This is a genomic window from Pricia mediterranea (assembly GCF_032248455.1).
Taxonomy (GTDB): Bacteria; Bacteroidota; Bacteroidia; order Flavobacteriales; family Flavobacteriaceae; genus Pricia; species Pricia mediterranea.
On record NZ_JAVTTP010000001.1, the window covers coordinates 1784657 to 1803654 of the forward strand.

Below are 18998 nucleotides of genomic sequence, written 5' to 3' on the forward strand. Positions count from 1 at the left end.
TTAATTATTCCCTGCATTTGTCGGACCAGTCAGGTTTTCCCATTTCAGGTTATATCGTTTTTACACGGCCGGTGATGAATCGGCCTATCGATACCTGACCGTTTTGTTTCTTGATTGATGAATAAACTCCCCCTGCCCGCAACTCTCACACCCGTGCCTCCAACGCCCGATTATGGCTCTCCGTAACGATCTGCCCGTCGAACAGATTCACGACCCGGTGCGCGAAATGCGAATCGTGGTCACTGTGGGTTACCATGACGATGGTGGTGCCTTCTTGATTGAGCTCGGTGAGCAGGTTCATGACTTCGAGTCCGTTTTTGGAGTCGAGGTTACCGGTGGGCTCATCCGCCAGAATCAGTTTGGGGTTCGTGACCACGGCCCTCGCTATGGCGACACGTTGCTGTTGCCCGCCGGACAATTGGTGCGGGAAATGCTTGGCGCGGTGGGCGATTTTCATCCGCTCCAACACCTTCATTACTTTTTCCCGGCGGCTGCTTTTGCTTTCTTTCAAATAGATGAGCGGCAGCTCTACGTTTTCGAAAACGGTCAGCTCATCGATCAGGTTAAAGCTCTGAAAGACAAAACCGAGATTCCCTTTCCGGAGTTGGGTGCGCTGGCTTTCCTTGAGTCCCGCCACCTCATGACCGGCGAATTGGTAACTGCCCTCGGTAGGGTTGTCCAACATACCGATGATGTTGAGCAAAGTGGACTTACCACAGCCCGAAGGGCCCATAATTCCGACGAACTCGCCGTCTTCTACCTTAAGGTTTACCTTATGGAGGGCCAAGGTCTCGACTTCCTCCGTTCGGAAGCTTTTTTTTAAATTTTCGATCTGTATCATCATTTTGATTGGGTTTTAACTGTTTATATTAAGGACATCTCGACTGCGCTCGATGTGACATTCTACGATGTTTTTATTTCAAAACAATCTTCTCCGCCTCCCCAAAACTGTCGTAATTGCTCGTAATCACTTTTTCCCCGTCCTGCAAGCCTTCCAACACCTCGTAATAGCGGGAGTTCTGTTTTCCTATGCGGATGTTACGACGTAAGGCCTCATCCCCATCGGGACCGACAACGAAAATCCACTGCCCCCCGGTGCTTTGAAAAAAGCTGCCCTTGGGAAGTAACAAGGCGTCGCTCGATTCGCCTAACCGTAATTTGATGTTATAGCTCTGCCCGGTGCGGATCGTGGAAGGTTTTTCATCCGTAAAGACCAAATCGACCTTAAACTTCCCGTTGCGTACTTCGGGATATACCTTGCGCAGCCGTAGCGGATATTCCTCCCCATTACGGTCCAAAACAGCGGTCAGGTCCCGTACCACGCGGTCGATATAATGCTCGTCGATGGTCGCTTCGATCTTATAATCGGTCAGTACGTTGATCTGCCCGATACGCTCGCCCTGTTGGATGCTCTGTCCGATCTCGGCATCCAAAAATCCCAATTGACCGTCCGCCGGGGCCCGGACGTTCAGGTGATCGAGACGCTGATAGACCATGCCCAAAGTTTTTTGCATCCGAGCAAGGTCGGCATCCAATCCGGTCAGCGACGTTTCCGCCAACTCCTCATCATTTTCGGTCTGAACCTTTACGATATCGTATTGCTTTTTCGAAAGCTCGTAATCTTCCTTTGATTTGAGGTATTCTTCCTTCGAAATCAATTCTTCGTCGTACAGGGCCTGGTTCTGTTCAAAATTCCGCTTTAAGCGTTGCAGCTCCGTACTGGCCGTCGCCAAAGATTTCCTGCCCTCCACCAACCGGGAGTCGAAGTTGAGCTTGGTCGAGCGCAGGTCGTTCTGTTTCAGGGCCAGATTACTCTCACTTTGCAATATTTGCTCGTATAGGTTCATATTCTCCAATTTCAGGATGATATCGCCCTTCTCGACCATAGCTCCTTCTTCGATCAGCTTGTCGGTGACGCGGCCGCCCTCATAGGCATCCATATAAATGGTGGCGATCGGGGCCACGTTGCCGTTGATGGTAATAAAATCGTCAAATTTTCCATCGGTCACCTCTGCTATGGTCAGCTTGTCCCTTTCCGTACGGAAGGTGGAGACCGAACTCGCGAATATGAGCTGGTAACCCGCTACAAGCAGCAGTAGGCCCAAAGCGATATAGCCGTAGTGTTTTGGGCGGAGTCCTTTTTTCTTTTCTAATTGTATGTCCATTTTTTTTAGTATTGAGTACTTAGTATTTAGTACAAAGTATATTTTTTGGCCCCTACTGTATATCGAACACCGGCAGCCCGCGATAAAAATCCAAGGTAGTTTTATTTATCTCGGATTTCAGCCGTACCTGCAGATTTTCGTTCTGGGCACTGGCGAACAGGTTCTTGGCCTGAAACAGTTCCAAAGCATTGATCAACCCCCTTTCATAGCGTTTCTGGGCAATAGTAAAGGCCAACTGCTGTGCCTTCACCTTTTGGTTGCTCTGTTCATATTCCACTTGTAGCGAATTATAATCCTGCACCAGGGTCTGTACGGTCCGCAATAGCTCCTGTTCCTGAATTTCCAGATTGTTCAGCGCCCTTAACCGCTCTATTTTTCGTTGCTTTACCTTGGAATGTCCCGACCAACCGTTAAAAATCGGCACGTTCAGGGATAGTCCTATGTACTTGAACGTGTTGTCCCTGAACTGGTCGCGAAAAGGGATGGTGTTGCCCAGGGTATCGCGGGTGGTTTCAAAATAACCGGTGCCGACACCGCTAAAAAGCGTTAGTGAGGGCAGGAGCTCACCTTTTGCGGCGGCCACCTGTTTTCCGGCGGCATCGGCCCGTAACTGCCTCGCTTTTATGATGGGCATAAAGGCCTTTGCGGCATTAAAGACGGAATCGGAGCCTATTTCCGGAAATGTCCCCTCGCTATCTTTTTGGGCAATTCCCTCCTGTATTTCGATGTTTTCCGCACCCTCAAGGTTCATCTCCTGGATCAGCGCCAACTCGGCGGCCGCCAATTGGTTTTTGCTTTGGGTCAGGTTCAGCTTGTCGGTCAACAACAACGATTCGGCCTCGTACAGGTCCGCCCCGGCCTTAAGCCCCAGTTCGATCTGTTTTTCCACTAGGTCGTAATTGGACTGTGAGACCTGCAGCTGCTCTTCGGATATTCCGACCAGCCCCTTATAAAACTGAATGTCATAGAATGCCTGCATGACCCGAAATGCCAACAGGTACTGCTCTTGCAACCGCTCTTCTTTGGTGGCTCGGTACAGAAACTTCGTAGCCTTGATCGTATTGATTTTCTGAAAGCCCCGAAACAGGTCCACCGCCGTTTCCAAGGTATAATTGTTCGAAAAAAAATCGGTGGTCACCACATCGTTGGTAAACGGGTCGGTGCTCCGCCCGAAATTGATGGTATACTGCGTCTGTCCGTTAACGGACGGCAAAAGGTTGCGAACGGATTGCCGATACGTTTCCCTATCGGATTGTGCAGCGTACTCAAAGTTATTCATCTGCAGGTTGTTCTCTAGCGCGTAGGCTATGCACTCATCCAGCGTCCAGGTGGACTGAGCCTGTAATTGCGTTCCTAACAGGATCAAGATGATAAATGCTATTGTAGAATTTCGGTTCATATACTTTTGGTATGCCAAAGAATATGCGATCCGTGTGCCAAGATTACACATTGCTGCCTATCAACGCTTTATAATTATCAATTTGGATAGAACGGAACGGAAACGTAAAATAAATGTACAACTATTGTCAAACTTTTTTACGGTTTAGGAATCAAAACGGATGGGAAGTCGTAGTTTTGAGGATGCAAAATGCCAAGATCCTTGTAGTAGATGACAACAAAAGCGTGCTTAGCGCTTTGGAGATTCTATTACAATTCGAGTACAAAACAATTCGGACCATCTCAAACCCGAACCAAATTTCTTCGTTTCCTGATCTGGATACCTATGATATCGTTTTGTTGGATATGAATTTTTCGGCCGGGGTCAATACAGGCAATGAGGGACTTTTTTGGCTGCGGGAAATCCGTAAGAAGGCACCGCATATCTCGGTGATAATGATGACCGCCTATGGGGCGGTGGATCTCGCCGTGAAAGCGCTGAAGGAAGGGGCGGCGGATTTTGTGCTGAAACCCTGGAACAACGACAAACTGCTGGCCACGGTAAAATCCGCCTACTCACTCCGGAAATCCCAAAAGGAAGTCTCCCAGCTCCGAGAAAAGGAAAGCAGCCTGAAGCAGGTCATCAATCAGAACAATAATCCCATTGTCGGGAATTCGAAGGCGCTTCAGGCGGTGCTAAAGCTGACGGCCAAGGTTGCCAAAACCGAGGTCAACGTACTGGTCACGGGCGAGAACGGTACTGGCAAGGAGCTGATCGCCCGAGAATTGCACCGACTTTCGCCCCGAAGCGACGAGGTCTTTATTGCAGTGGATATGGGTTCCATTTCCGAAAACCTGTTCGAAAGTGAGCTATTCGGACACCTAAAAGGGGCCTTTACCGACGCCAAGGAAGACCGGGCGGGAAAGTTCGAGGCGGCGAACGGCGGCACCCTCTTCCTTGACGAAATCGGGAACCTGTCCCTTCAGGCCCAGGCCAAGCTGCTGTCCGCCATACAGAACAAAACGATTGTCCGCGTGGGCTCGAACAAACCCATTTCGGTCGATATTCGGTTGATCTGCGCCACCAACGAGAACTTGGATAACATGGTATCCGACGGGCTTTTCCGGGAAGACCTGCTCTATCGTATCAACACCATCCGTATCGAGGTGCCACCGCTTCGGGAACGGGAAGACGACATTTTGATACTGGCCGATTTTTACCTCAAAAAGTTTACCGCCAAATATGGCAAACCGGGATTGCGAATCAACCAAACCGCCCAAGAGAAACTTTTGGCGTACCCATGGCCGGGAAACATTCGGGAACTCTTGCACACGTTGGAACGGGCCATCATCCTCTCGGAAGGCAATGTGCTAAAATCGGAGGACTTTCCCATGGCATCCGGGCGGGAAACATCCCGCCAAGACGGACTGCCCGGTGGAGCATCCGAAGAATCAGGTCCCAAGACCCTCGAAGAAATGGAACTGTTAATGATCAACAACGCCCTGGATCAAAATGACGGGAATTACACCGCCGCCGCCGAACAGTTAGGAATTTCGCGGCAGACGCTATACAATAAACTGAAGAAGAGCAAGCACTAGCAAGGGTCAAATCGACGAATATTTGCGAGTTCGCTCGCCAAAAGGCTTGCGAAGCGCGGCAAACCGTTGAACCTTTTGTAAGGATTGATCTGGGCACGACGAGCCAAAAATCTTATTTAAAAAAGTTAGACAAGAACATAGAGTACTAAATACTAAGTACTTAACACAAAAAATGGTAAGCAGACATATATACTGGCAACTGATTTTCCGCATCGTCTTGATATCGGCAGCGGCGTTGGGTTCGGGCTTCCTCTTTTTTGACGAGCAGTACGTACTATCCGGCCTAGTGTTCGGCCTCCTGGTGCTGCAGACCGTTTTTCTCATCCGCTACGTCAACCAGACCAACCGCAAGATCGCCTATTTCTTCGATGCCATAAAAAATGAGGATTTCACCCTGCGGTTTCCGGAAAAATTGAGCGTGAAGTCCCTCGAGGAACTCAACCACAGCTTGAACATGCTAAATGCGATGATTCAGGATGTCCACCTAAAAAAGCAGGCGCAGGAACAGTATTACCAAGAAATATTGAAGCAGGCCGATATCGGCATCCTGACCATCAACGAAAAGGGACACATCCTGTACGCCAATCCGACCGTGGAGAAACTGCTGAACCACCATCCCTTAAACCATATAAAGCAATTGAGGCAGGTAGATGAGAAACTTTATGCCATTTTCACCGACCTGAAGCCATTTGAAAGCAAGACTTTTCAACTGACCAACGAACGTGAGAAAACCCAGCTTACCTTGAAGTCCACTTCAATAACAGCGGAAGGCCAGACCTTGTTATTGGTCGTGGTACAGGACATTCATAAAGAATTGGACGAAAAGGAGACGGACTCATGGTTCAAGCTCATCCGGGTGCTGACCCATGAAATCATGAACACCATTACCCCGATTACCTCGATTTCGGAATCCGTCTTAAAATATTTTAAAACGGATGGGCGCACGTTGACCCCGGAAGAATTCGCCGAGCATCACGTAAAGAGCACAGTGAAAGGTCTTGAAGTTATCAAGGAACAAGGCAACGATTTGATGGATTTCGTTCAGTCGTACCGCAGCTTTCTCAATGTACCGGAGCCGGACAAATCTCTGGTTTCCGCTCGGGACCTGTTCGAAAAGGTCAAGCTCTTGCTAGGTGAAGCCAGGGTAGTGGAGGACATGGACAAAAGCCCCATCGATATCCAAATTATTATCGACCCCGAGGATCTCGAGCTTTTTATCGACGTAAAACAGATCACGCAAGTACTGCTAAACCTTGGGAAAAACGCGCAGCAAGCCTTACATAGTCAACGCGAGGCGGTCCGGCAATCGAAGGCCCCGCCAAAAGGTACCCACGGTCAAATCAAGTTTTTGGCAGGCATCGGCGATGCTGGAAAAAAAGTGATCAAGGTTTGGGACAACGGCCCCGGGATTCCCCCGGAACAACAAGACGAAATTTTCGTACCCTTTTTCACTACCAAAAACACGGGTACCGGAATTGGGCTCAGTCTATCAAAACAGATTATGCGATTGCACGGAGGAAGCATCCAAGTCGCTTCAAAGAAGAATACGGTCTTTACTTTGACTTTTGAATAGGAAATATTAGTGGAATTCAGACGCGTGTGGGATTACCAAATTAGTTCTCAGTCCTACCGCATCATTTCCCGATCGAACCGAAGGTAGCGGGGCAATCAGTTTAAGCATAGCAATGTCAATTTTCCGGTCAGCATGGCCTGTGTAACGACCGGGCCGCTTCGCGCTAGGGACCGTCCAAATTCGGAACGCCATTCTGAAAAGGTGAAAAATCTATGGATGTCAATGATCATGGAGTTCTTTGAAAGGATCCCAAAAATGTTTTTCAAAATCTACAATCTGGTTGTCAACGACCTTGATACCCTCATTCTCCAAAAGTTGCTGCATCAGGTTCGTGCCGTCAAAATGGTGCTTTCCCGTTAAGAGCCCGATTTTGTTCACTACCCGATGAGCGGGTATCTCCGGCATACTATGAGCGCCGTTCATCGCCCAACCCACCATTCGGGCGCTACGGGCGACCCCGAGATATTTGGCAATAGCCCCGTAGGAAGTTACTCGGCCTTCCGGTATCTGCCGGGCCACTTCGTAAACCTTCTGGAAGAAGTTTTTGTTTTCGGGTTTCATGGTCAAGTTCAGGTGTCAGGTGTCAGGTGTCAGGTGTCAGGTGTCAGGTTCAAGCTCAATTACAAAGGCATCCTATCTCAAGGAGGTCTCGACTGCGCTCGACCGGACACTCATTAAAATTTCATTGATTCCAGAATTAAAAGTCACTCCCAGACCACCTGCTACCCTTATTCCGCCCTTGGTCATGCAGTGTCACCATCATTCTTTCATCCCTTTATCCGCAATACGCCTCACCACATTCTCCCTCACAGTTAGAACCCATTCGCACTATTACTTTTTCATTTCTTCCCCCATTCTACATCTGATGACCTGCGACAAGTATTATAGAACGACCACGTTCACACTACCAATCGCATTTTGACATTTTGCAAACAACCGCAAACCAATAGCTAACGTCCAACGACTATCGACTAAAGTCTAACGACTACCCACTAACGACTAAATATCCGAAATAGGGTAATCACCAACAGCCCCAGCATCAGTCCGCTTAAAATATAATTTGAATTTTTGGAAAAACGGTCGGTCTTGCCTTCCAACCGATTGAAATATACGGTGTACATATACAGCACGGAGAATGTGCCCAAGCCAGCCGCCAAAATAAAAGTCAAGGTATCCCATACCTTGAACTGTATCCAGCCGGAGGCGTTCCACATGATGTTCAGGCCGCTGTAATAGGGAATGGTCAACAAATTGACCGCCGCCAAACCCATCCCCTTAAAAAAACTGTTCTTTTTACTGACCTGGACCAGTTCCGGGTTCGGCACTTTGTTTCTCCTGGCGGCCCAAAAAAAGTACAGCGCGAAAAAGGCGAAGACCGCCACCGCAATCTTTAAAAGCACAGCGACCACTTCGGGGTTTCTATCAAGGAATTTGGAGATATAGACCGCGATTGTGGCCTGCAACATGATTATGGTAGATACCCCGACGCTGAAAATAATTCCATTGGTCTTCCCTTTCTCGACGCTAACCTTGGCGGCGTTCATATTTAAAAGGCCTGGGGGCACGGTAGCCATAAAGGCTGCCGAGAACGTGGCGAAGAAAAGAATGAATAGATGCTGCATTATTTTCAAATTCAAGCGCAAACGTAAGTGTCAAGTGTCAAGATCGAGAATCATTTTTAAATCTTGAACTGAAGATACGTAATCGCCTTCCCCTGCTCAAGATACTGTTTTTCGTAGAACGTTTGGATGCCGATGACCTCATTCGGACTCCCCTCGTTCTTATACACGTCGTGGTTGGCATAAACTACTTCGAGGCCTAGACCATGTAGCAGCCCCAAGGTGTACCCGTGCATGAATTCACTATCCGTTTTTAGGTGCACCGAACCCTCCGGGATCAAAATTTTCCTGTATTTATCCAAAAAGTCCCGATTCGTCATCCGGTGCTTGGTGCGTTTGTACTTGATCTGGGGATCGGGAAAAGTAATCCATATTTCCGATACTTCATTCTCCGCAAAAAGCGCGTCGATCAGTTCGATCTGGGTACGCAAGAAAGCTACATTTTCCAAAGATTCTTCCAAAGCGGTCTTCGCCCCGCGCCACAGTCGGGCACCTTTGATGTCGATTCCAATAAAATTTTTATCGGGGGATTGCCGCGCAAGGCCCACGGTATATTCCCCTTTTCCGCAACCGAGCTCCAGTACGATAGGCTTATCGTTCCCGAAATGGGACGCCCAGTTTCCTTTCAGGGAAAATCCTGCCGCGACCGTTTCGCGATCAGGCTGAATGACGTTTTTGAACTGTTCGTTTTCCTTGAACCTTTTGAGCTTGTTTTTGCTTCCCACTACTTTCAATTAAAGTTTTTTGTCTTGGAACCGACGGAGAAAATAATTCCGAAAACTCCTTGAAAACGGACTTTCGCTGTGCTCGATACCCTGCACAACGCGCTGTGGATTTCGAGGTATTGCGGCTGGCCTTATTCTGCCCCAACCGACAAAACTAATGAAATCTTATGGGAAGAAACAACTAATGTTCGGCGCCTACCTTACTCTTTTCCAAGGTAAACGAAAACTCGGACCCGACCTCGATCTCGCTCTCGACATAAATTTTTTCCTCGTGGGCCTCGATAATGTGTTTAACGATGGCCAGTCCCAATCCGGAGCCTCCTTCCTTACGGCTTCCGCTCTGATCTACCCGGTAGAAACGTTCAAAAATACGGTGCATCTGGCGTTTCGGGATGCCCTCGCCGTTGTCGGTAACCCTTATAATTACTTTATTTTTTATCAGGTTTTCGACACTGACCTCGGTGGTACCGTCACGCCGGCCGTATTTTACGGAGTTGACCAGCAGGTTCGATATAACGCGCTGTATTTTGTCCTTGTCCGCATAGACGTAGATCGGTCGGGGGTACTCCATATCGAAAGTGAGCACGATGTTCTTCTTGTCCGCTTTCATTTCCAACAGGTCGAAAACGCCTTCAATAAGCTCGACAATGTCAAAGTTCTCCCTGAACAGATTGAGTTCGCCGACTTCCAACTTGGTGATCAGATCAAGGTCCTTTACGATATACATGAGCCGGTCGACCCCTTTATTGGCCCGCTGCAGGTATTTCTTGCGGACGTTCTTGTCGTTCAAGGCACCGTCCAACAAGGTCTCGATGTATCCCTGAACGGTAAAGAGCGGGGTTTTAAGCTCATGCGAAACGTTTCCCAAAAAATCCCTCCGGTATTCCTCGCGCACCTTTAGGGTATCGATCTCGATTTTCTTGTCCTTGGCAAACTTCCCGATTTCCTCGGTGAGTGTCCGCATATCGGTAGTGATCGGGTCCGAGGTCGGGGTAGAAGATTCCAAAAGGGCCACATCGTCATAGATCTGCTTCATTTTTCGGTAAATGAACTTTTCTATTCGGATTTGGAGGATGTAAAACGACGTAGCGAAAAGTAGTATGGTGGACAAGGTTAAAAGGATGGCATCGAATGTATTGAAAATGAAAAGAAGAATTCCCAATATCAAGGCGAACCCCACCGAAATCAGAAGGGAAGACCGCAGCGCAAACCGATATGACCTTTTCAACCTACTGGCCATGGTAAAAAAGTATTGGTCTCCTCATCAGAATTTTTTTATGCTTGTCGGAAAAAACGGCTAATCGATCCATTTGAATCAAAAACATCATGTCTAGCGCCCGCATGAACGATTAAATCGGAAAGGCAACCGAGACGTTTTCGTTTGGATGGACGGCAGAACTGTCAAGCCATCGAACGCTCTCCAAAATTAGCGTAAATACCCTGAAGGAAGTTGGATTGCAGAAGAATATCCTTTACAGAATGGCTTTATAAAATCTTGGATGGTCCCTAGTGCGGTCTCACAGCACGAATTTGTACCCCACCCCCTTGACAGTCTTAAAATGCTGTTCCCCGATTTTTTCGCGCAGCTTGCGAATATGAACGTCAATGGTGCGGCCACCGACGACTACCTCGCTGCCCCATACCCGATCTAAGATGGTCTCTCTTTTGAATACTTTGTTGGGCTTCGAGGTCAAAAGGGCCAAAAGCTCAAATTCCTTTCTCGGGAGAACAAGTTCGACCCCATCGTTGACCACTTTATATTCTTCCCTGTTGATCTCGATATTGCCCACCTTAACGATGTCGTCCTGTGGGCCATCATCCTCTTTAAGCCTTCTGAGCAAGGCCTTGACCTTACTGACCAAGACCTTGGGGCGAATCGGTTTGGTGATATAATCGTCGGCCCCCGCTTCGAGGCCCGCCACTTGCGAGTAATCTTCCCCGCGTGCGGTCAAGAAGGCAATGATAGCGTGTTCCATCCCTTCGATAGCCCGGATTTTCTCGCAGGCCTCCATCCCGTCCATCTCCGGCATCATGACATCGAGGATGATTAAATGGGGCCGCTTCTTTTTAGCAAGGGCCACCCCCTCGACCCCATTTTTTGCGGTATAGACTTGGTAACCTTCCGAAGTAAGGTTATAACCGACGATTTCAAGGATATCGGGCTCGTCGTCTACCAAAAGTATTTTGATGTCTTTTTTTTTCATCCCTTTTGTTTATGAAAATTAATTGACCGCTAAGTATTTCGGTTGGTTTTTAGCATCAAAAAAAGCTCTTGTTATCAAGTGCCTATGATTTGGGGCGGACCTCCCTAGGACTCCCAACTACCGTCGAAGATAAAGATTATACCGGTATCCCGAAACCGCTTAACGTAGATTTAATGTAGTAACGCCTAGGTAACGGTATTGCAAAGTAGGTTTAATGTGAGGGTAACCTGACCTTTACCTCCATCCGCTTTATTTGCAGTGTTTAATAATCAAACTAGAATTATGGATTTTAAATTTAAAATGATGGGAAAAATTGTATTTGCTATGATGGCTTTGGTTGCCATATCGTTTACCGCATGCAGCGATGACGACAATGGGCCGGTGATACCCGAAGCAACTTGCAGCGATGGTCAGCGGAACGGAAGTGAAACCGGGATAGATTGTGGAGGACCGGATTGCGAACCCTGTACGGATGCCGATCCTGATTCCGACCCGAATCCAGAACCCTCGGGAGCTATAACCGTAAGCGACAACATTACCACGGATACGGATTGGACGGCCGATACCATCTACACCTTGGAAGGCCGCATTTTCGTTGAATCGGGAGCCACGCTGACCATTGCCCCGGGCACTATTATCAAAGGTGCTAGCGGTTCGGGTGCGAACGCTTCCGTACTTATCGTCAGCAAGGGAGCAATGATCAATGCAGCCGGCACTGCCGAAGAGCCCATTATTCTGACTTCGGTCGAGGATAATATCGAAATCGGTCAAACGGCGGGTACAAACCTCGACCAAAACGATACCGGAAAATGGGGCGGACTCATAATACTAGGTAACGCACCGGTCTCTCTTGACGGCGATGCCGAATCGGCATTGATCGAAGGGCTGCCAACGGATACCGATAACGAAGACCTAGGTTCTTACGGTGGCAAGGATCCCACCGACAATTCGGGAACCTTACAATATGTTTCCATCCGTCATGGGGGAATCGCTCTTAGCGAAGGCAACGAAATCAATGGACTTACCATGGGTGGTGTTGGTAACGGCACCACCGTCGACCACATAGAAGTTGTCGGGAACAAAGATGACGGAATCGAGTTTTTTGGAGGAACCGTAGATGCAAGCAGCCTTTTCGTTTGGGCACAAGAAGACGACGCCATCGATATTGATCAAGCCTATTCCGGTACCATTGACAATGTATATGTCGTTCTTGGAGGCACTTCGGATCACGCTTTTGAAATTGATGGGCCCGAAGGTTCGCTAGCCGGGTCATTTACATTGACCAATGCTACTTTGGTCGGAAATGCCGACAATGCAGAGGGCGGCGAATTGGCGGACTACCGAAGCGGAGCTACGGGGATTACCTCAAATATCTATGTCATTGGATTTCCGGAAGGAAAAGACGTGGAACTGGATAACAACCAGGTTGCCCAAAACTGGTTGGCCGGCCTCGATAATCCCGATGCGGACAATGCCTTGATTTTCGAAGCTTGGGAAGTTGTAGGCTTTGGGAACGAGATCTTTATCGAAAGCGTTGGATGTATCGAGAATTGCAATGATGATGACAACGAGAACGATGTGAAGGAAAAACCGATCCTATCCGATCCTACGTTTACCGAAGCTGCCGCCGATTGGACGGCCACCGTCGAAGCGGGCGCCCAGACCGTTGGTGCCACGGCCTCGGAATTTTCGTGGACCTACTCCAACACCAAAGCCGGATTGGGGCTCTAATGCCTATTCAATGAACGCTTTGGGCCACTAAAGTAAATTGCCCGTTTCCCACCTTGTGAAGCGGGCCTTTTTCTAATACGAATACGATATCCTTCAAAAACCATATGAAACGAGCATTAACAAATTTTAAAAATTACTTCACAAAGGCAATGTTTAAAATTTTTAATGCGAGAGCGTAGCGGTTACAGACGTTCTCAATTATTTGATTATCTCATTATCAAGTAGTTAAAAAATATAAACGAATGAAACTTAGAAATTTGATTTTCCTTATAACGGTCCTGACCTTACAGCATTCCTTTGCAGGGCAAGGGATCATTTCAGGGACCCTGAACGACGGTGAGTTCAACGATGTACTCCCTTTTGCAAATGTATATGTCAAAGGTACTTCCAACGGCACAACCTCCGATTTCGACGGCAAATACCACTTGGAAATCGAACCCGGCACCTATACCATGGTATTCTCCTATCTTGGGTACGAAACCAAAGAGATTACAGGCGTAGAAGTAATCGAAGACGGAGAACAGACCGTTGATGTCACGCTCAATCCCGCATCCAACGAACTTGACGAGGTAGTGGTGACTACGACCGTGTCCAAAAATACCGAGGCATCCGTACTTAACCTTCAAAGACGCTCCGTGGCTTTAATGGACGGACTATCCATTCAAAGCATCAAGAAATCAGGTTCCAGCGATATCGCAAGTGCCGTAAAAAGTGTTCCGGGCGTATCGGTACAGGGCGGCAAGTTCGTTTACGTCAGGGGACTCAGTGATCGGTATACAAAATCGATTCTCAACGGAATGGAAGTTCCCGGACTGGATCCCGATAGGAATACCCTTCAATTGGATATCTTTCCGACCAACGTCTTGGACAATATCATTGTAATCAAATCCGCTACCGCCGATTTACCGGCAGATTTTACCGGTGGGGTCGTCGATATCGTAACCAAAGACCTTCCGACCAGGCCGGAATATAGTTTTTCGGTAGGTATCGGCTACAATTCCAGTATGCATTTTAATCAGGATTATCTCGATTATGAAGGGGGTGGCAGCGATTTTATCGGCTTTGACGATGGTACGCGCGACCTACCGGTTCAGCAAAGCACCGATGTACCTTCACCTACGGCTGACGGGGAAACCTCTCGGCGTCTGACCCAGCGCTTCGATCGAACGATGGCGGCCCGACCGCAGCAAAGTGGTATGGACTTCAATTTTGGTCTGACCGCCGGAAACCAATATAGCATTAACGAGGATGGCACAAAAAAAATGGGGTATCTGGCATCCCTGTCCTACAAGAACACCACGGAATATTATAAGGATTATATCGATGGACAAATTTTTAGAAAGCAAGATCGTGACCGATCGGTACTGGAGCTCGTCGCCGACCGCACCCAAACAGGTGATCTGGGCACGAACAATGTACTTATGAACGCTTTGGCCGGTATATCGCTCAAAACAGGAAAATCAAAATATCGATTGAACGGTCTGCATATTCAGAATGGGGAATCAACAGCTTCCGATATTCGACAGCGGAACTTTAGCGTCAATTCCAATAGTATCGATAAGGATATCTTGACCTACACCCAACGATCGATTACCAATGTACTTCTCAACGGAGAACACGCAAACGAGGATGCCTCTTTCAAGGTAAATTGGAAATTATCGCCGACCCTATCGCGAATTTATGATAAGGACTTTCGAATCGCTCCTTTTCAGTTCAATCCCGAAACGGGAAACCACAGTATCACCCCAAGTGAATCCGGGGAGCCCATTCGCATCTGGAGGAAGTTGGAGGAAACGAACCTCGCAGGGAAACTGGACATCATCAAGAACCATCAGCTGTTCGGAAGGGATGCAAAATTCAAGGTAGGCGGGGCCTATACCCATAAACAACGTGATTTTACGGTTGACCAGTTTGCTTTGGCGATTAATAATAGGGGCACCAATTTCAGCCTAAATTTCAATGGAGATCCGGATAAGATCTTAGCCCCCGAAAACATCTACCGCTTAGATACCAGAGAGGGAACTTTTTTGAGAAGGGATTCCAATATTTCGGATTCCTTCGACTCGGAAATTACGGTGGCGGCCGGCTACCTCTCCGACCAGTTTAAGTTTACCGATAATTTCAATGCAATTTTAGGCCTCCGAATCGAGAAATTCGATTTGACCTATACCGGTGAGCGGCAGAGCGGAGAACGTTTCGATAATGAAAAACTGTTGGACAAGACCGACTTCTTTCCATCCGCGAGCCTCATTTATGATCTCGATGAAGACGCGAATAGAAAGATTAGGGGGTCTTACTCGAGAACTACGGCCCGGCCATCGTTTAAAGAAGCTTCCATTGCACAAATCTTCGACCCCATATCAAGTACGTTCTTTATTGGAAACGTTGACCTACAGCCCACGTACATCAATAACTACGACCTACGTTTCGAGTCTTACGGCGAAGGCACCGATTTCTTTGCCCTAAGCGCTTTTGCAAAAACCTTTACAGATCCCATTGAACTAACGTTCATCCGCGAAGCCAGGGGACAGTTTATACCCTTGAACCTAGGGGATGCAACAGTGTTCGGAGGCGAACTCGAAGTAAGAAGAAATCTCAACTTCATCCCCGGATGGGACAACATCAGCGTCAATGCAAATGTTTCGATTATCGAATCGCAACAGACGTTCAGCCAAGACGAAAAGGATGCCCGCCGCGACAACCTTCGCGAAGGCGAGACTTTGCCGAACAATCGAAAGTTGCAAGGCCAATCGCCACTGCTTGTCAATTTCGGCATCGATTACGACAATGACCAGACGGGTTGGCAAGGCGGACTATTTTACAACGTTCAGGGCGAAACCTTGGAAATTGTTGGTAACGGTGATATCCCGGATGTGTTCACATTGCCCTTTCACAACCTGAGACTAAATTTCAGCAAAGAATTCGGCGAGAATAAAAACAGTAAGCTTACGCTCAAATTCGAGAACATTCTCAACGATAAAATAGAAAGCGTCTATAGCTCTTTTGGAGCCGAAGACCGCATCTATTCCCTTAGAAACCCAGGGCAGGCCGTTTCGCTGGGGTATAGCTATCAGTTTTGACAGTCAAAAAGCCTAGGTAGTCGGTAGAAAACGTTCGCCTTTTGCCCATCGATTCACATTTTATTACCTTTTAACCCCGTTCTTTGGCCATTTATACGTCCGTCGCAACGTACTACAATCAAAATTATTATCTTCGCGGTACGTTTTTTGAAGGAATTAGTGTATGAAGCACCTCTACCTCGTCATTACTTTGTTTTGTATCTCCGTGGCATATGGGCAAGAGGCCCCTGCCCAAGGCGAGATCGATGGGTTGAAACTCTACCCGAATCCCGTGACGGATGGCAGGGTATTTGTCAGCACCAAGGACTATTCCCCGAAACAAATCTCAATTTACGATGTCTTGGGTACGCAGGTACTCAAAACCAGTATCACGGGCGACGCACTGCTTGTCTCCGAGCTAGACGCCGGGGTGTACGTGCTGCGGGTCTACCAAAACAAAAGGGTGGCCACCAGAAAATTGATCGTAAAATAGCGCTTGCCCAAAGACCACGCTCCCTGACCGCACGCCGTCAAGCAAACTAACGAGCCATTCTGTAGAACGAAAAGTTCTACCATTATTTCTGTGGGAACAGTGGTTATTTAATTTGACCAATAGACGAAAGGAAGAAGGAACAAAAAAACCGCCTCTATAAATTTAGAGACGGCTTTCCATTTTTAGTACTGGGCACTACTAAAGACCCACTACATTATCTCGACCACTTCCAGGTCGAATGTAAGGTCCTTCCCCGCTAGAGGGTGGTTGCCATCCACTACAATGGTATCCTCTTTCACATCTTTGACCGTCAGATTGATCTCTTGCCCGTTTTGGGTCTGGGAGGTCAGTCCCATCCCGACTTTTGGCTCAATATCCGCTGGCAATTGACTTTTCGGCACTTCCTGCACTAAATCTGTGCGAACCTCACCATAAGCCTCTTCTTTAGGGATATTAATCGTTTTCTTTTCGTTGACCTTCATGTCGATGATACCTTGCTCAAAACCGGGAATCAGTTGACCTTGGCCCATCGTAAATTTAATGGGTTCTCCGCGTTCAACGGAGCTATCGAATACCTGTCCGTCATCCAGTTTTCCAGTGTAATGCACTTTTACGGTGTCATCTTTCTTTACTTGACTCATACTACGTTAATTTTTGTCGAAGCCATACTGGCCTCATTAAAGTTTAGCGTGTTAAACGGTACGCCATCCGCGCAATGTACTAGCAATGCCGCCCCTAGCCAAAAGGATAATGGATTTTAAGGTCCCATTTAATAAGAATTTACAATAGCCGGACTAAAATGTTAAATTATTTAACGTAGCGGACCGACCTCCGTCTGTTTCGTCAACCTTGGGATATCGCTATTTTTGCCACAATCTAAATGCTTTTATCCGAAGATGATATGGAAGCAAACTTGATGTAAGGCGGTCGGGAATAGGACGGAAATTTGAATTTATTTCCCGGATAGACACCCATTGTCCTAACAAAATAGGAGTCATACCTCCTCCGTCTTATCATCTTACGTCCCTTTTTACAAAACCAGACGGATATACATCTAATTTGAAAAGGATATGGGTACCGGTACTATTTTTGACATCCGTACGGCGAGAGAGTTCGAGGCCATGGCCCTCAACGTATTTAGAATGCAGTATTCCGAAAACCTCGTGTACCAAGAATTCTGTAAGCATTTAAATACAAAGCCGGAGGATGTACGGGAATTGAACCACATCCCCTTTTTACCTATCGGATTTTTTAAATCAAAGAACATCATATCCATAGGGAAAAAGTACGAGACCGTTTTCACCAGCAGCGGCACGACCGGAAGCCGGATCAGCAAGCATTTGGTCAGCGATATCCAGATGTACGAAAAGAGCTTTCGCGAAGGCTTCTCCTATTTTTACGGGGGTATCGATAGGTACTGCGTGTTGGCCCTTCTCCCCTCCTATCTCGAACGTCAGGGCTCTTCGCTGATTTATATGGTCGATGATTTCATTAAGCAGAGCGGACACGAAAAAAGCGGCTTCTACCTGGATGATTTAGAAGGATTAAATGACCAGCTTACGCAACTCGAGGCAGCCGGTACCAAAACGCTATTGATCGGGGTATCGTTCGCCTTGTTAGATCTAGTGGAAAGGCACCCCCTGAAATTGCAAAACACCATCGTTATGGAAACCGGCGGCATGAAAGGCCGTAGAAAGGAACTGATCCGCGAAGAACTGCACCAACATTTAAAATCCGGTTTCGGGGTCGACGAAATCCATTCTGAATACGGGATGACCGAATTATTGTCCCAAGCTTACTCCCCGGGGGACGGCCGCTTTTTTACCCCGCCCTGGATGCAGGTTATGATTCGCGACACCGAAGACCCTATGCACTATCCGCCCCCTGGAAAAACAGGAGGCATTAATGTGATAGACCTGGCCAATTTGGACTCCTGTGCCTTCATAGCCACACAAGATCTTGGCAAGCTTCATCCGAACGGAAGTTTTGAAATTTTAGGCCGCTTCGACCATTCTGATATCCGCGGTTGTAATTTGATGGTGTTGTAAAATTCGTATCTTACTTCCAAAAGAACTTTCTCCGCATTATGAAGTCCATCAATCTTAACGAAAAACACGCCACTTTTCGCGAACATTGGCATCCGCACCAGATAGCCGTAGTTGATGATATGCAAGTACTTTTGGCCAAGGTTCAAGGGGCGTTCGTTTGGCATGACCACAAGAACGAAGACGAGCTTTTTCAGGTCTTGAAGGGTACTTTGTACATGCAGTTCCGTGTTCGTACGGAAACAGTCCGCGAGGGCGAGATTATTGTCGTACCCAAAGGCGTCGAACATTGCCCAACGACCAAAAATGGTGAGGAAGTCCACCTTTTACTGTTCGAAAAACTGAGTACGGCACATACCGGCGATGTGGACCATCAGCTTACGCAAACACGCTACCCGAAAATTTAGT

The 18998-nt window shown here is 47.7% G+C and carries 17 protein-coding genes; 8 read left to right on the forward strand and 9 right to left on the reverse strand.

Going from position 1 to position 18998, the window contains the following annotated elements:
• Nucleotides 1-145 precede the first annotated feature (145 nt).
• The 3 genes from RQM65_RS07405 to RQM65_RS07415 all read right to left on the reverse strand — a co-directional run bounded on the left by RQM65_RS07405 (nt 146) and on the right by RQM65_RS07415 (nt 3564).
• A complete protein-coding gene (locus RQM65_RS07405; RefSeq protein WP_314016803.1) occupies nt 146-841 on the reverse strand; it encodes an ABC transporter ATP-binding protein in 696 nt (231 codons plus the stop codon).
• 73 nt (nt 842-914) lie between these two features.
• Nucleotides 915-2165 carry an efflux RND transporter periplasmic adaptor subunit gene (locus RQM65_RS07410; RefSeq protein WP_314013828.1) on the reverse strand — a complete coding sequence of 417 codons (1251 nt, stop codon included), beginning with the start codon at nt 2163-2165 and terminating at the stop codon, nt 915-917.
• A 52-nt stretch (nt 2166-2217) separates the two neighbouring features.
• On the reverse strand, nt 2218-3564 hold the full coding sequence (locus RQM65_RS07415) for a TolC family protein (RefSeq protein ID WP_314013829.1): 1347 nt from the start codon (nt 3562-3564) through the stop codon (nt 2218-2220).
• A gap of 182 nt (nt 3565-3746) precedes the next feature.
• Between RQM65_RS07415 and RQM65_RS07420 the strand changes: the two genes are divergently transcribed.
• Both RQM65_RS07420 and RQM65_RS07425 read left to right on the forward strand, forming a co-directional pair.
• Entirely contained in the window at nt 3747-5141 is a 1395-nt protein-coding gene (locus RQM65_RS07420) for a sigma-54-dependent transcriptional regulator (protein ID WP_432279860.1), read from the forward strand.
• A 172-nt stretch (nt 5142-5313) separates the two neighbouring features.
• Nucleotides 5314-6714, forward strand: coding sequence for a sensor histidine kinase (locus RQM65_RS07425; RefSeq protein WP_314013832.1), 1401 nt, complete (start codon nt 5314-5316; stop codon nt 6712-6714).
• A gap of 219 nt (nt 6715-6933) precedes the next feature.
• On the opposite strand, the gene RQM65_RS07430 is transcribed toward RQM65_RS07425, so the two are convergent.
• The 4 genes from RQM65_RS07430 to RQM65_RS07445 all read right to left on the reverse strand — a co-directional run bounded on the left by RQM65_RS07430 (nt 6934) and on the right by RQM65_RS07445 (nt 10226).
• Nucleotides 6934-7275 (reverse strand): MGMT family protein, encoded by a 342-nt coding sequence (locus RQM65_RS07430; protein WP_314013834.1) that lies wholly within the window; start codon nt 7273-7275, stop codon nt 6934-6936.
• A 431-nt stretch (nt 7276-7706) separates the two neighbouring features.
• Nucleotides 7707-8336, reverse strand: a complete 630-nt coding sequence (locus RQM65_RS07435; protein WP_314013836.1) for a LysE family translocator — start codon at nt 8334-8336, stop codon at nt 7707-7709.
• A 56-nt stretch (nt 8337-8392) separates the two neighbouring features.
• On the reverse strand, nt 8393-9058 hold the full coding sequence (gene trmB, locus RQM65_RS07440) for a tRNA (guanosine(46)-N7)-methyltransferase TrmB (RefSeq protein WP_314016804.1): 666 nt from the start codon (nt 9056-9058) through the stop codon (nt 8393-8395).
• A gap of 181 nt (nt 9059-9239) precedes the next feature.
• Nucleotides 9240-10226: a sensor histidine kinase gene (locus RQM65_RS07445; RefSeq protein WP_432279861.1), complete on the reverse strand. Its 987-nt coding sequence runs from the start codon at nt 10224-10226 to the stop codon at nt 9240-9242.
• Between RQM65_RS07445 and RQM65_RS07450 the strand changes: the two genes are divergently transcribed.
• On the forward strand, nt 10201-10359 hold the full coding sequence (locus RQM65_RS07450) for a hypothetical protein (RefSeq protein WP_314013839.1): 159 nt from the start codon (nt 10201-10203) through the stop codon (nt 10357-10359). The genes RQM65_RS07445 and RQM65_RS07450 overlap by 26 nt on opposite strands.
• Nucleotides 10360-10575: 216 nt before the next feature.
• Here the strand turns inward: RQM65_RS07450 and RQM65_RS07455 are convergent, their stop codons facing one another.
• Nucleotides 10576-11262 carry a response regulator transcription factor gene (locus tag RQM65_RS07455; protein ID WP_314013841.1) on the reverse strand — a complete coding sequence of 229 codons (687 nt, stop codon included), beginning with the start codon at nt 11260-11262 and terminating at the stop codon, nt 10576-10578.
• Nucleotides 11263-11544: 282 nt separating this feature from the next.
• Between RQM65_RS07455 and RQM65_RS07460 the strand changes: the two genes are divergently transcribed.
• The 3 genes from RQM65_RS07460 (at nt 11545) to RQM65_RS07470 (ending at nt 16545) form a co-directional block, all read left to right on the forward strand.
• Nucleotides 11545-12993: a hypothetical protein gene (locus RQM65_RS07460; RefSeq protein WP_314013842.1), complete on the forward strand. Its 1449-nt coding sequence runs from the start codon at nt 11545-11547 to the stop codon at nt 12991-12993.
• Nucleotides 12994-13235: 242 nt separating this feature from the next.
• On the forward strand, nt 13236-16073 hold the full coding sequence (locus RQM65_RS07465) for a TonB-dependent receptor (RefSeq protein ID WP_314013844.1): 2838 nt from the start codon (nt 13236-13238) through the stop codon (nt 16071-16073).
• 163 nt (nt 16074-16236) lie between these two features.
• Nucleotides 16237-16545 (forward strand): T9SS type A sorting domain-containing protein, encoded by a 309-nt coding sequence (locus tag RQM65_RS07470; RefSeq protein ID WP_314013845.1) that lies wholly within the window; start codon nt 16237-16239, stop codon nt 16543-16545.
• A gap of 209 nt (nt 16546-16754) precedes the next feature.
• Here RQM65_RS07470 and RQM65_RS07475 read toward each other — a convergent pair whose 3' ends face one another.
• A complete protein-coding gene (locus RQM65_RS07475; RefSeq protein ID WP_314013847.1) occupies nt 16755-17186 on the reverse strand; it encodes an FKBP-type peptidyl-prolyl cis-trans isomerase in 432 nt (143 codons plus the stop codon).
• A 429-nt stretch (nt 17187-17615) separates the two neighbouring features.
• Between RQM65_RS07475 and RQM65_RS07480 the strand changes: the two genes are divergently transcribed.
• Together RQM65_RS07480 and RQM65_RS07485 are read left to right on the forward strand one after the other, a co-directional pair.
• A complete protein-coding gene (locus tag RQM65_RS07480) occupies nt 17616-18593 on the forward strand; it encodes a long-chain-fatty-acid--protein ligase (RefSeq protein WP_314013848.1) in 978 nt (325 codons plus the stop codon).
• A 38-nt stretch (nt 18594-18631) separates the two neighbouring features.
• The gene (locus tag RQM65_RS07485) at nt 18632-18997 is read left to right on the forward strand and encodes a cupin domain-containing protein (RefSeq protein ID WP_314013849.1); all 366 of its coding nucleotides are present in this window, start codon (nt 18632-18634) and stop codon (nt 18995-18997) included.
• The last annotated feature ends 1 nt before the right edge of the window (nt 18998 follow it).